This window comes from Fictibacillus marinisediminis, from assembly GCF_023149135.1.
Lineage (GTDB): Bacteria > Bacillota > Bacilli > Bacillales > Fictibacillaceae > Fictibacillus_C > Fictibacillus_C marinisediminis.
This window is the reverse complement of the sequence record NZ_JAIWJX010000002.1, coordinates 2,252,722-2,265,833: the sequence shown is the minus strand read 5'-3', so window position 1 is coordinate 2,265,833 and position 13,112 is coordinate 2,252,722. Positions and strand designations below refer to the sequence as shown.

Below are 13,112 nucleotides of genomic sequence, written 5' to 3'. Positions count from 1 at the left end.
TGTAATTCCATTAGAAACCATCTTGGTTAAAGACCACTCTGCGGTAGTTGGCTACCTCGGAGTGAAGTCCTTTTTAAGAAATTAGAAAAGCCTACCTCCGAAGAGATAGACTTCACAACCATTTAACTTTTATATTACGAGTGGTGACGACGACGCTTTTTCTTTCTTTTACAGATAAATCTTGAGGATGAGCTTGAGGATGAACGTTTAACTTTACATTTACATTTAAGTTTAACATTCTTTTTTTTGTGAGAAGAAAGAATCTCCAGATCTAATTGCCGCTTATACAGGTATTTTTTCTGCATTAGCCATGTATTTCGTTTATCGTTACAACAAAAGACTAGCTCTTAAAATTAACAGTAAATCGGTTATGGCAGCCGCTAAAGATAATTTGTCCGATGCCTGGGTAAGTATAGGAGCAGCCATCGGAATCTTTGGTTCCCAATTAAAAATGCCATGGCTTGATACTGTGACTGCCATTATAGTAGGGCTCTTAATATGTAAAACAGCATTGGATATCTTTAAACAAGCGTCCCATGAACTTTCAGATGGCTTTGATGAAGAAAAACTAAAACTTTATCAAGAAGCCATTTCAAAAGTGGATGGAGTTAAAAGAATAAAAACCATTAAGGGGAGAAATTACGGAAATAACGAAGTTATTGATGTTGTTATAATGGTTAAATCTACGTTAGGCATTAAAGAAGCTCATGATATAGCCACCCTTATGGAAAGGATCCTCATAAGAGATTACGGAGTATATGATGTTCATGTCCATGTGGAACCCAACTAAGCATTGTGATCTTTATTATCTCTTGCCAATAATGCACTACGGCCTAGCAACCATTAAAAATAGCCCAAGAATATGCCGTCATTCTTGGGCTTTTTGTTTTTACTTCAATTTTTCCACTTTGGATAAAACACTATTCAGTTCATCAGCTACGTTAGTTAAAGTCTTTGCATCCAGAGGTTTGGATTTTGCACCTGCTTCAATGGTGTGCAGCGGTGCTCTACTTTTTCATAAAGAGCGACGTCTTTAGCTTGTTTATCGAACTTCATTATCAGGTTCTTATTGTTCATGTTAACGGTCCTTTCTAGAGAGTGGAATCGATTTACTTTCGGAAAAGAGGATCACTAGTAGCTGATTCCTATTGCTGGCATCATCGGAGCCCACATTACATCAGCTCCGTTAAGTATCTGTTGATTAATCATTGTAAAGAGAGGCCTGTATAAATACAAAGCCTCTCTTTTATGTTTACTTTATTTTTAATCATTTAATTAGAAACACTTGCTCTGTTGCTTTTGGAACATCTTCATCATTAGTTCCCTCAGGCGGTTTTGACTCTTGTCCATCTAGATTATCTTTGGTAATCGTATTTGTTGGCTTATCGCCTTTTGAAGTTCTATGAAGGGGCCCTCTTTCAGCCCTGCCTTAGTGTAATTCCTAAATTTAACGGTACAACGAATAGTTGGTTTAAGATAGACAACCTGTTTCACTTACCACTTTTCCAGCGGCTACTTGAATAAGTTTCCTTCGTGCCAAAGGTGGTACATACTCAGTAACCCCCACCATTTTCATTTCACCGTCTATAACCTTAACAAGATTCCCCTTCATGATACATGAATATCAAAGGCACAGAAATGAACAGGACAACTGCGGGAACGACAAGAGTTAGTGGATCTTATGTGGGAGTAAATCGATTTGAATACTCAAACCATCAAAATTTTCGGGAAAGGCAAAAAAGAACGCCTCCTCCCCCTAACTAAAGCCTAATTTCTCAGTGTTAAAAGCGAGAAATTAGGCTTTTTTTTATATTTGGATTTCCTTACCGTTGTAAACCCGTATTTTCCTGATGTTACTCTCTTAGCGTATGTTTTCCGCGTTTTGTTGGTAGGACCCCTATTGGAACAAGACTATGGAGGAAGAAACTAGCACCAGCTACACTTGAACTCTAAGTATGCACACTTAGTTCAATAAGAAATCCCTTTCATCGATTTTGTTTACTAACACTTGTTACTTTCCAGCCTTTTTGATCAACCCATTCAAGGTTCACAACATACATCCAACTATCTTCGCCGTCAGGGCTCACTTTTCCCACTGATTTTTGCGGTCCCCCGCCATTTTCAATTCGCCAGATGTTCATGTTGTCCCCTAGACCTGTTGCCATTTGGATTGCTTTTACTTTTTCGTTCCAATCCACTGAATCCTCAACATAACTCGAAGTATGGGGTCCAGTCTGACTCGTTCCAATGGGTTCCGACGACCCAGATCCTGTAACTTTCTTCTCGTCTTGAGACCTTTGCTTCTCGCGTTCTTCCTTGGCTTCTTTTGCTTTCTGCTCTTCTCGGTCTTTTTCTGCTTTTTGTTCTTTTTTAGCTTCCTCGGAGTCTTTCTGGATTCGCTTAGCTTCTTGCTGGTCTTTAGTTTTTTTATTTTCTCTCAATTTTATCTCTTGTTTTTTCAATTCGGTCTCTTTATCTTTTCGGATCGTGGTGTCATTATTTTGTTGGTTATTTTGTTCACCTTTACTTCTGGTTGTATTTTGTGGGTTATTGGTTGAGGCCTCATTACTGTCTCCCCATATTATATTTCCTGCTACAATAAATATTAGGACCAATACGATACAAATTAAGGCGTTCAGACTAACATGGAGCTTTTTTCTCTTTTGGCGTTGAAATCTCGATCTCATCTTATCCCTCCTTCAGTTTTATCACTTCACCGCAATGGTTTTACAAAAGTTTTGATTTCATCTTTACCAACGGAAATGATGTTGCTTGGATAATATTCGACAGGTTTTTTATAACATAAGGGGTAAAATAAAGAGGTAAAATATTCTTAACATTGGGGTAATGCGAAGTCAAAACAAATCATTAATGATTTGTTTTTTTGGTACAAAATAGCCAGTTGAGAACATTTACGAATACCAATAGAGGTACTGGCAATTCGCTTAATACCTTCCCAATCTTTAAAAACCGTTAGAAACTCTGGGAACAGGAATGCTGCCCGTTAGTTCAATAAAAAAAAGAGCTGCGATGCAGCCCTGTTAAGATTTATTGTTTTCTCTGCTTTATTCGACAGGTTGTTTATCATTATTATACGCCCATCATATTCATTAATTGGCGAAGACCTTCGAGAGCAAATCCCCCTAAATATCTATACGCAATTAAAGCGATGATAGGTGAAAAATCAATTACACCAAGAGGCGGGATAAAACGCCGAAAGACAGCAAAGTAAGGGTCAACTAGTTTACTAATCCATATGCCAACTTTTGTGGCATAAAATTGCGGAAACCAGGAACCGAGAATGGATATTAACATTAACCAATAATAAATATCGTAAATATATTGCCCAATTTGTAAAATGATAGAGCCCAATTTTTATTTCTTCCCGTCTATTATAATTTTTTTAAATACCATTAATACAATGAATGCCTGTGCTTTAATTTCCTTCTTATGATTCATATACGTTTTAATTTCCAATAAGGTTTCGATATTTCTTCCTTGTTCAAGAAGAAAAAGGATATTTGTTATGGATAACTATATTTCGTTAAAACATAAAGAGCTGTTCGAAAAATAGAGGCCTGAAGATTTCCTAAAACAAAAAAGATGCTCAGATTCCCTCTGAGCATCTTTATGCATTCAATACATTATTTTTTATGCCCATCATTTATTTTTGGGTTTCGCCCAAACCAGATGGAAAACATCCAGCCAATGATGTTCTACTTTCTGGATCTCAATAGGAGAAAGGCTGATCAGTTCCATGATGTCTCTATTTTGATGGCACCCAATCGTTCTAACAGCCAAAGGATCTAATACCTTTTGTAACGTTGAGAAAATGAAATTAGAACTGATACCATGCTCCAATAACAATATTTGTCCCATTGGTTTACACCATTTACTTAGGTTCTCTAACGTTTTTAATGGTTGAGGGTAACCGCAGAATGAAAGCGTAGAAACAATGGTATCAAACTGATTCTCCTCAAACTCCAATTGATCAATGTCACTTTCAACAAATTCGATTGGAAGATGATATTGATGTGCTGCTACTCTTGCTTTTTCTAACATTTCAGGACTAAAATCCACCGCTGTAATTTTTTCAATCTCCTCACGGTTATAAAACGGGAAGTTTCCTCCTGCTCCGACTGCCACTTCTAGAACGGATCCTTGGGCCTCTTCAATTAATTTTTCTCTCCACTTCCTTTGGATTTGTTTTTCTCTTCTTCGATCGTAGGTATTTGCTTGTTTATCAAACTTTTTTATCAGCTTCTTATTGTTCATGCTTGCCCCCTTACCTTCTTAAACAACTACCGACAGTTAACTAATGGACAGCAATGGATATTCCTTTTTAGCTATTGCTTTAAAATGCAATTTTCAAATTAATATTTTCTATTGTAACTTTAATCGGATTTATATTTACAACCTCATTTAACGGGATTTCCAGTGTTCGTAACTTCTTGTCGCTGTACATTTCCCGCCTCCATTTTTATCTTATTCAATTAAAACAATAATACCATTCTTCAAAAAATCTGACCGTTGATACAATAAAAAAAGCTGCCAGTGTTGGCAGCTTACATCTTAAAGCACCTGTTAGTTCAAGAGTAATTTCATTACCTTATACTGTGTTCATTTACTGACGACACTCTAAGAACCATTCATATGGCAAAGAAACTTTGGATAAATCAAATTTCCTCAATTCTTTATGAGGATACTTATCCGACTAAATACATATCCCACTGACATTCGATATACCAGCTTACGAATAATGCCTCTAGTCTAAAAAGTAGAACTCCAATATGAATACTGCCCTTTTACTTACTAACAGATGAATTTCATGCATTAAAACTTAACTTCATCTTGATTTGTTACAACTAATAGCGTTTTTCCCTTGTCTAATTCTTCTTCTAGTTGTTCAGCCTTTGATTGGTCAAATCCAATTTCCTTCATTTTGGATCTTAATTTATCCCCTTTGCTTTTGAACACATTTTTCGTCGCAGTGCCCAACCCAGTTACGTTGACCCCAATCTTATTGGCATCTGTTTCCTTCCTATCGCGTCTGACATGATCATTATCATGAGCAAGAATGTAGATATCATCATCTCGAATTCCATTGTTTCTAAGCTTGTCAATTGATTCACTCAAATGTTCATCATTGTGGAATATTTTAAATTTGGGATTCAATTAAATCACTCTCCTTAGGTCAAAAAGTACCCAATTTTGAAAAAAACTAAACAATAGGATCGTGTTTATAGAGATTAATGAAAACTGGATTTCTCCTTCTTTTTAAAAATAGGTATTTATATATGTCCACTCCCATTATGGATACATATCTTAGTAAGGGAGTTTATTTTGAGAATTTTGAAAGGAGAGGTTATTTATTTATCAATACGGTTCTCAACCATATGTCCAGCAGCAATATGGTTCTTATCAACCATATGTCCAGCAGCAATACGGTTCTTATCAACCATACGTCCAGCAACAGCAATACGACCCTTACTCACAACAGTCGAATGATTATTATCCTCATCAGCAACATGACCCAGATAGACAGCCTCCAATAAGGCAGCTTGAAAGGCGGGTTAATCAGCTGGAAAACCGAGTCAACCAGCTTAATCGGGAAGTTAACCAACTTGAAAACACTGTTGAACGCCATTCACGTCAGTTAAACCGATTAAACCAACGCCTGCGCATAGTGGAAGAAAGATTGCGAATTCCTTTTCATCCTTTAGAAGGCGGCTTTTAATTAATTGGACCCAGTGAAATTCTGGGTCCTTATTACTAATTTTTGTATTTTTTACTCCTATTATTTCTTTCTCGATTAGTAAAACCCCTTTAGGTTTTATTTGTCTACTAGCTGTTTAAGCTTCTTGTACTCCTCTTCTTTAATATCCCCTGAAGCAAGACGGCGTTTCAGTATAACGGAAGCGTCGTTTTGATTGTTCATATAGGAATGGCACCTCCGAAATGCTATCATTTTAAAAATGATCAGTACGGTCACTAGACTCAAAAAAATTAATCCGAAGAATGGAAATTGAAATCCGTGATGTTCCCAGCCCATACACTTTCCTCCTTTTATTTGATCATGGTTAACTGCTGCGATTCCGGCGTACCCATGGCTTAAATACTGACAGGAAGAACATCGTCCCAAGGGAAAGGATCTGAAGAATAATACCTATAAACAACTGCAGCCGGTTCACAAGGAACCCCTGATCATGCAGCGCACGAAGACCTTCCGTTGCCGTTATAGAAGAGGCATCGAGCGTCCAGTAGTACATCCCGAAGATTCCTAGCCCTATAGAAAGAATCGTTAAGACTTCCTTCACGATGATCCAGTGGAATTTGAACAGCCCCCACTTCGTCCAAACCGACAGAAAGATTCCCGTTACGACTACACCGATCGTTGATGCACGTACTGACGAAGTTGCAAGAATGTACATGACCGTATAACAGCTCTTCAGTATGGTCACGTCATCCGTAGCAGCTGCGGTAACACTTAGTACAAGAAAGGAAACAGTGACTCCAAATAAAATAGCAGCGAATAAAAGATGGAGGATTACCAGTCATTTTTTTGCCCTGCCTGTCAACTGCTTCATCATCAACACCTCCTTTTCGTCACTAATCCGTTTCACCTCATGGTATCCATAATTTCTAAACCTCTTCTAAACAAAATCTTAAATTTCAATAAACTTTTTAAATCGCTGTTGCATTCTAACGAAAAAAACCTGGACTATGCCGGGTTTAACCTCTGAATCGATAGCCGGCCCCCCAGATTGTCTCAATGTACTGTGGATTGGAGGGATCAATCTCTATTTTTTCACGGAGCTTCCGGATATGCACTGTAACCGTCGCAATGTCACCCATCGAATCAAAGCCCCAGATTCTTTCGAAAAGATGTTCTTTGCTGAACACATGATTCGGATTCATCGCCAGAAAGAAAAGCAGATCAAATTCTTTTGCCGTAAGGATCACTTCACGCTCATTCATAAGCACCTGACGGGAAGCTTTCTTTATGTGAAGGCCGCGAATATGGATCTCATCAGCCGGATTTTCCCGTTTACTCAACCGATCATATCTTGCCAGGTGTGCCTTCACTCTTGCCACGAGTTCGCCCGGGCTGAACGGTTTTACAATAAAGTCATCCGCCCCAAGCCCAAATCCCCGTATTTTATCAATGTCATCTTTTTTGGCGGATACCATTAATATCGGGATATCTTTTTCCTGCCGCAGCTTTTTGCATAGTTCAAATCCATCCATGTTTGGCAGCATTAGGTCCAGGAGAACGAGGTTAAACGGTTCAGAACATGCTTTTTGTAGGCCTGTATCCCCTGTTAAAGCGATTTCGGCCGCTAGCCCATTGATCTCCAGATAGTCACACTCCAATTCGGCAATACTCACATCATCTTCAATAATTAACACTTTTTTCATGGGCTTGCCTCCTCATTCACGGCTTTTTTTAGCGTAAAAATGATACTGGTCCCTTCATTCTCACGGCTTTCCGCCCATATTTCCCCGCCATGATCTTCGATGATCCGTTTTGCAATAGCCAGTCCCAGTCCCGACCCGGTTGTATTCCTGGATGGATCGGCTCGGTAAAAACGATCAAAGAGGTGCGGTAAAGAAGATTCCTTGATCCCAGGGCCGTTGTCATGCACTTCAACCAACACGGTTTCTTCATTGGAGGATAACACGATATCAATTGATTTTTCTATTTTATCCATGTATTTGAGGCTGTTCTCTATAATATTGGTGAAAACCCGTTTTAGTTTATCCCGGTCAGCAATCACTTCGAATTCTTTTCCCTCCTTAATCGTAAGGGACAGCCTGACCTGACCGACTGTATCATCCATTCTTAATTCTTCGATATAATTCTCGATATACCCGCTGGTTTCCATTTTTTCAAAATGAAATGGGACCTTTTTTAAATCCAGTTTGGAATACAAAAACAGTTCATCAATGAGATGGTCGAGTTCGTTTGCCTTTTTGTAAATCGTCTGTGTATACCGATCCATTTTTTCTGAAGTATTTGCCACGCCGTCACGGATTCCTTCCACATATCCTTTAATGGCGGTTAATGGCGTTTTTAAATCATGGGAAATGTTAGAGATCAGTTCTTTCCGGTTTTCCTCGTACTGCAGCTGGATTTCCGTTGAAGCTTTTAGCTTTTTTCTCATCGTCTCAAATGCTTGGCAGAGCTGGCCAAGTTCATCGTTTCTTTTTGATACTAATAGAAAGTCCAGATTTCCCTCACTGATCTTCCTGGCCCCTTCCCTTAGTTCGTTCACAGGATATAGGATGCTTTTGGATACAAAATAGGTGAGCAGCCCATTTGTAATGAGCATGATGAACAGGAAACTACCAAAAAGAAGGGGGAAGATCCGTTTTACAAAATCAGCATCTCGAATAAAAAATAACGTCCCTGTTGATCCATTTGAGAAGTAAAAATCATACTTTTGCATGGAATAAAGCTTATTGCCCAATCGCGAGACCGGGCGGTTCGACCCCTCGAATCCAAAAGCCGGAAGATCCTTGACTTCCAAGGTTTTGTCTTTTACGGAACGGTAAATGACTTTGTCCCCTTTTCTTACGACTAAAGCTGCACCCTGTTCATTTAATTCCTTATCTGCCCGGATCAAATACTGGACGTTCAATAGTTTTTCCGGTGTTAAGGCTGCTGTCTTCTTTAATTCCATGACTTGCTTGTCCGCCGGCCGGGCACCTTCAGTCGTACCCAACGAGCCAAAAATGAAGCGGTTATCCTTGTGGTCGACAAAGACGAACGAGAAGAGCAAAAAAGCAGCCAGAACGAACAAAATGACAGGCATTATGATCATGGCAAGATTGGATAAAAGCAAACGTACTCGAATAGACATAATACTTCCTTCCTGTTCCCTAATGATTAAAAATGTTCAATTAAGTATATCCTTCAAATCTAAAATTTTTCTAAACTCGAATGAAATAAATGTATATCACCTGAATAAAATACGGTTTGGGTTAGAAAATCTCCTGTAAATCAATAGTTCTCGTACTTGTACCTAACAACTGTCCCCGCGATAGAGTCATAAACAGTTTGTTTATTTTTGCTTTTCAAGGGACTTATCAAGTAAATCAATACAAGTCCATAGACAGTTATTAATAATATATAAATCAAATAATCGGGGAACTCAGAAGGAATGGCAATATGCCAAATGGTAAAATGGGAAAGCTCCCAAGGGACAAATTTTAGCGCGGAACGGAAAAGCGAGTGCCCAAGTCCGATGGGTTGGCCTCGTACGCCCACTACCATAATCCCCATTTTTCGTTTTCCCCATGTCGCATGAAATTTCGATCCCTCACTTACGGAAAAATAAAGATATACTGGCAGTGTAATTAATAGAAATCCGGTAATTTCCGCAGATAAAGAGCTTTCCCTGAACAACGGTAATAGCATCGGTCGTGCAATAAAGGATACTCCGAACAGCAAGGAGAGATAACACGAAACGATAACATAGTCCCACAAAAAAGCGATTATACGTGTTCCGAGCGATGCGTTTTTTAGATTTTTATGTTGGTGCTCCACTGTTTTCAACTCCCATCTTCATCCTCCTGCACAGCAGTTCCTAATATCACTATTTGGTTATTCAGGATAATATTCAAAATAAGCTGCTCTTCCAGTTTTTTATTTGGAAGACTGCTATTCGATTATTTGAATAGGCTTCTAGAAACACAAAAAGGCCGCTGAGCTGACTTTTACACACTTGTAGTGTAACTATCAGTCCCAGAGACCGTTAAATTATATTATAAACCGCTAATTGAAGAAGAATTCATTGATTCATCTCCTTAAGTACTTGACCAATGATAATTACACTGGTCACGGACAAAGCAATAACGTGCGGGAAACTTATTTAAACCAGCCTTTTTCCTGGAATCTGGTAATGGCTTCAATCCGATTGGTGACTTCAAGTTTTTCTAATATCGTTGAAATATAGTTTCGTACCGTTCCAGCTTTGATGGAAAGCTGATCGGCGATTTCTTTTGTGTTTTTACCATCAGCCACTAGGGATAAAACTTCTTTTTCCCGGTCAGTTAGAGGGTTCTCCTCACTGTATGCATCGTCCACGAGTTCCGGGGCATAGATTCGCCTGCCTGCCATCACACTGCGGATGGAACTTGCCAATTCTTCGCTCGGACTGTCCTTCAACAAATACCCTCTGACCCCCGCCTTAAATGCCCGCTGGAAATATCCTGTACGAGCGAATGTCGTTAAAATCATTACTTTGCAGCCTGATCCTTTCAGTTCTTCCGCTGCTTCAAGTCCCGTTTTTACTGGCATTTCAATATCCATGATACATATGTCAGGCTGATGCTGATGAACAAGCGAAATCGCTTTTTCTCCGTCGCTTGCCTTTCCGACCACTTCCATATCCTCTTCCAAATTAAGCAGCAAACCCAGTGCCCCCAACATCATTTGCTGGTCTTCCGCAATAACGATCCGAATCATTTGTCTCCCTCCTTTTCCGGCGATTTTATTACATTCGGTACTTGTATGATTAACGTCGTCCCCTCCTCTGAAAAGATCTCCAGATGACCGTTGACAAATTCAAGCCGTTCTTTTATTCCTAGTAGTCCGTGGCCTTTTGTCATATCTTCATCTACTCTTATTCCTGCTCCGTTATCCCGTATGGAAATCATAATTTCATTTAACGATTGTTTGATGGAGATATGACAGGTTGTCGCGCCGCTGTGCTTTACGACATTGGTTACCGCTTCTTTCAGACACATGCTCAAAATATTTTCGATCAGCAGGGAAACATTCGTGAGGTTTAATTCTTGTTCACCTACATATTCAATTTGCGCCGCTTTAAGTATTTGTTTCACGTTGATGAGTTCCTCTTCTAATCGAATCCCCCGCATTTGAGACACCATTTTCCGGACCTCGTTCAGTGCTGTTCTAGCGGTCTGCTGTACGTCGTTCAACTGAGAACGAGCCTGCTCGGGGTCTTTGTCAATTAGCTTTCTGGCCAAATCACTTTTCAACCCGATCAGTGAAAGTTTTTGTCCTAAAGTATCGTGAAGATCACGGGCAATCCGCTGGCGTTCCTGCTGTTTTACTAGAACAGAATTCGCGTCTTGCAATTGTTCTTCCAGCTGCTCACGCTTTTTTCGATTATATAAACTGAAAGGCATAAGGATGATACTGATCCAAATGATGATGATAAAAGGCAATTGTTTTAAGAACTGCTCATCTTGAAAAACGATGTTGAAGTTAAAAGAGACAGTCGTGCTGACGAGATGAATAATATATAAGGAAATAAAAGGAATACGTTCTTTTATATTACCAATAAAATAAGCAAGAAAAAATGCAAAATAAACATAGTTAAAAAGGCTTGTCATGGTAATCGATATAGCAATTAGAATGCTAGCCCATACGTAAACAGGCCACCCTTTTGATATGAAGGCAAAACGATAGGTGATAAAGAATAAAATGGTCAGCAAAATACCCACGACAATTTGTTTCGTGGATGAAGATTGAAAAATAAAATAAAACGGCAAAATACTAAAAACGCTCCACACATACGGAGAAATCCCGGTATTTATTTGAAACAGCTTATAGATCTTTTTCATATTGAACCCTCTTTTGCGGTGTTGAATGCCTATCGCTATCTTATCACAATTACTTTTGAAGACAGAATAGAGTCCTGAAAACAAGGGTTTTACACCTGCTTTCAGGACTTTATTTGTTATCGGCCGCTCAAGCTTGATTTTAAATGGGCCGCTCTCGTATTATCCTTTTTTGCTTTTATCTTTTTAATGTATTTAAAGCTGACAAACGTTCTGCTCTCCTCATCCCAAAGACGGAATCCCAAGGAACGAAGACTTGAAGCAAGCGTGATCGTTTGTACATTTTGGAAAGTTGAATCAATACTATGAACATCTTCCAAGTGATAATTTGGCACCCTTGGGCTTAAATGATGAATATGATGAAATCCAATATTGCCTGTCAGCCATTGCAGGACTTTCGGAAGCTTGTAGTATGAGCTCCCATCCATAGCGGCTTTCACGTAATCCCAATCTTCGTCTTTTTCAAAATAAGAGTCCTCAAACTGATGCTGTACATAGAACAGCCAAATGCCTGCAACTCCGGATACGAAGAAAATAGGACCTTGAACAAGCAAGAATGCTTCCCAGCCGATGGTCCAGCAAAGCAATGCGGCCAATGCAGCTATAGCAAGGTTCGTAATATATAAATTCATGCGTTCTTTCGATCTTGCTCCTTTTCGATTAAAGCGGTTCGTAATCAGAAACACATATATCGGGCCAAGACCAAACATCACGATCGGATTGCGGTACAATCGATAAGCGATGCGGCTCCAAAAAGATGCAGCTAAATACTCATCTACCGTCAGGATCCAAATGTCACCTGTACCGCGTTTATTTAAGTTACTGCTTGTAGCGTGATGGATGTTATGTTCATGCTGCCATTGGTGATACGGGAATAATGTAAGAATTCCTGTAATCGTTCCCACTATTTTATTGGCTTTTCGATTTCTAAAGAATGAATGGTGGCAGCAATCATGAAAAATAATAAAGATCCGCGTCAAAAATCCCGCTCCAATAATCGTTAATGGCAAAGTGATGAAATAGGAAATGGACAGGCTTTCGTAAGCCAGGTACCACAATAGAAAAAATGGAACAAGCGTATTAATGAGCTGTGCTACACTATTTTTCGTATTCGGTTTTTCATATGGGGCTACTTGTTTTCGTAAGTTAACATTTTTTTGTTTCGTCATTAGTATGTTTCCCTCCCATTGGTTCAACTCAAGTATAAAGATGGGAGTCTGGTCTTTTAAGACATACGTGTCATGTCCAAAGTATGATAAATGTCATGCATGATTCTCCTTGTTGATGAGGAGCATTGAAGACCTGCCATAAAGGTAATAAATCCAACGACGGATAAAAACAACGGATGAATTTTAATATTTCTTGATCCAAGCATCTTTCCAATCGCCTTATTCATAGCCCAACCCACAAATCCTATTAGAAAAAGTACTAACAAAATTATCTTATTGCCATGAGAGTAGTTGTAACCGAACGAGAATAAAAAAAAGATCAGAACTATCATGCTAATTAACTCACTAAGA

At 39.0% G+C, this 13,112-nt stretch carries 14 protein-coding genes and 1 pseudogene; 2 read left to right on the top strand and 13 right to left on the bottom strand.

The annotated features are described in order from the left end of the window. Positions 1–250: 250 nt before the first annotated feature. A pseudogene (locus tag LCY76_RS12110) lies at positions 251–790 on the top strand (cation diffusion facilitator family transporter); the annotation flags it as partial. Between the two features lie 1,195 nt (positions 791–1,985). Here LCY76_RS12110 and LCY76_RS12105 read toward each other — a convergent pair. The 4 genes from LCY76_RS12105 to LCY76_RS12090 all read right to left on the bottom strand — a co-directional run bounded on the left by LCY76_RS12105 (position 1,986) and on the right by LCY76_RS12090 (position 5,175). After that, positions 1,986–2,687 (bottom strand): DUF1510 family protein, encoded by a 702-nt coding sequence (locus LCY76_RS12105; RefSeq protein ID WP_248252853.1) that lies wholly within the window; start codon positions 2,685–2,687, stop codon positions 1,986–1,988. Between the two features lie 403 nt (positions 2,688–3,090). Then, a complete protein-coding gene (locus LCY76_RS12100; RefSeq protein ID WP_248252852.1) occupies positions 3,091–3,372 on the bottom strand; it encodes a YggT family protein in 282 nt (93 codons plus the stop codon). Between the two features lie 288 nt (positions 3,373–3,660). Continuing rightward, positions 3,661–4,275 carry a class I SAM-dependent methyltransferase gene (locus tag LCY76_RS12095; protein ID WP_248252851.1) on the bottom strand — a complete coding sequence of 205 codons (615 nt, stop codon included), beginning with the start codon at positions 4,273–4,275 and terminating at the stop codon, positions 3,661–3,663. A 558-nt stretch (positions 4,276–4,833) separates the two neighbouring features. Then, positions 4,834–5,175 (bottom strand): YflT domain-containing protein, encoded by a 342-nt coding sequence (locus tag LCY76_RS12090; protein WP_053354181.1) that lies wholly within the window; start codon positions 5,173–5,175, stop codon positions 4,834–4,836. Positions 5,176–5,371: 196 nt separating this feature from the next. On the opposite strand from LCY76_RS12090, the gene LCY76_RS24150 reads away from it, so the two are divergent. Next, a complete protein-coding gene (locus LCY76_RS24150; protein ID WP_082683359.1) occupies positions 5,372–5,737 on the top strand; it encodes a hypothetical protein in 366 nt (121 codons plus the stop codon). Positions 5,738–5,833: 96 nt separating this feature from the next. Here LCY76_RS24150 and LCY76_RS12085 read toward each other — a convergent pair whose 3' ends face one another. The 9 genes from LCY76_RS12085 to LCY76_RS12045 all read right to left on the bottom strand — a co-directional run bounded on the left by LCY76_RS12085 (position 5,834) and on the right by LCY76_RS12045 (position 12,988). Further along, entirely contained in the window at positions 5,834–6,052 is a 219-nt protein-coding gene (locus LCY76_RS12085) for an SHOCT domain-containing protein (RefSeq protein WP_248252850.1), read from the bottom strand. Positions 6,053–6,080: 28 nt separating this feature from the next. Then, a complete protein-coding gene (locus LCY76_RS12080) occupies positions 6,081–6,461 on the bottom strand; it encodes a hypothetical protein (protein ID WP_248252849.1) in 381 nt (126 codons plus the stop codon). Between the two features lie 271 nt (positions 6,462–6,732). Then, positions 6,733–7,419, bottom strand: coding sequence for a response regulator transcription factor (locus tag LCY76_RS12075; RefSeq protein WP_248252848.1), 687 nt, complete (start codon positions 7,417–7,419; stop codon positions 6,733–6,735). Next, positions 7,416–8,864, bottom strand: coding sequence for a sensor histidine kinase (locus LCY76_RS12070; protein WP_248252847.1), 1,449 nt, complete (start codon positions 8,862–8,864; stop codon positions 7,416–7,418). Before LCY76_RS12070 ends, LCY76_RS12075 begins: the two co-directional genes overlap by 4 nt. 140 nt (positions 8,865–9,004) lie before the next feature. After that, positions 9,005–9,550 carry an RDD family protein gene (locus tag LCY76_RS12065; protein ID WP_248252846.1) on the bottom strand — a complete coding sequence of 182 codons (546 nt, stop codon included), beginning with the start codon at positions 9,548–9,550 and terminating at the stop codon, positions 9,005–9,007. A gap of 321 nt (positions 9,551–9,871) precedes the next feature. Further along, positions 9,872–10,471, bottom strand: a complete 600-nt coding sequence (locus LCY76_RS12060) for a response regulator transcription factor (protein ID WP_248252845.1) — start codon at positions 10,469–10,471, stop codon at positions 9,872–9,874. Further along, entirely contained in the window at positions 10,468–11,595 is a 1,128-nt protein-coding gene (locus LCY76_RS12055) for a sensor histidine kinase (RefSeq protein WP_248252844.1), read from the bottom strand. The genes LCY76_RS12060 and LCY76_RS12055 overlap by 4 nt, the downstream gene beginning before the upstream one ends. Positions 11,596–11,711: 116 nt before the next feature. After that, positions 11,712–12,761 (bottom strand): Delta(5) desaturase DesA, encoded by a 1,050-nt coding sequence (gene desA / locus LCY76_RS12050; protein WP_248252843.1) that lies wholly within the window; start codon positions 12,759–12,761, stop codon positions 11,712–11,714. A 56-nt stretch (positions 12,762–12,817) separates the two neighbouring features. Next, the gene (locus LCY76_RS12045) at positions 12,818–12,988 is read right to left on the bottom strand and encodes a hypothetical protein (RefSeq protein WP_248252842.1); all 171 of its coding nucleotides are present in this window, start codon (positions 12,986–12,988) and stop codon (positions 12,818–12,820) included. Positions 12,989–13,112 lie beyond the last annotated feature (124 nt).

Excerpts from the sequence above, each read along its gene's own strand:
- LCY76_RS12105 (WP_248252853.1), bottom strand. The coding sequence starts at position 2,687 with ATGAGATCGAGATTTCAACGCCAAAAGAGAAAAAAGCTCCATGTTAGT.
- LCY76_RS12095 (WP_248252851.1), bottom strand. The coding sequence starts at position 4,275 with ATGAACAATAAGAAGCTGATAAAAAAGTTTGATAAACAAGCAAATACC.
- LCY76_RS12085 (WP_248252850.1), bottom strand. The coding sequence starts at position 6,052 with ATGGGCTGGGAACATCACGGATTTCAATTTCCATTCTTCGGATTAATT.
- LCY76_RS12075 (WP_248252848.1), bottom strand. The coding sequence starts at position 7,419 with ATGAAAAAAGTGTTAATTATTGAAGATGATGTGAGTATTGCCGAATTG.
- LCY76_RS12070 (WP_248252847.1), bottom strand. The coding sequence starts at position 8,864 with ATGTCTATTCGAGTACGTTTGCTTTTATCCAATCTTGCCATGATCATA.
- LCY76_RS12060 (WP_248252845.1), bottom strand. The coding sequence starts at position 10,471 with ATGATTCGGATCGTTATTGCGGAAGACCAGCAAATGATGTTGGGGGCA.
- LCY76_RS12055 (WP_248252844.1), bottom strand. The coding sequence starts at position 11,595 with ATGAAAAAGATCTATAAGCTGTTTCAAATAAATACCGGGATTTCTCCG.
- desA (WP_248252843.1), bottom strand. The coding sequence starts at position 12,761 with ATGACGAAACAAAAAAATGTTAACTTACGAAAACAAGTAGCCCCATAT.
- LCY76_RS12045 (WP_248252842.1), bottom strand. The coding sequence starts at position 12,988 with ATGAATAAGGCGATTGGAAAGATGCTTGGATCAAGAAATATTAAAATT.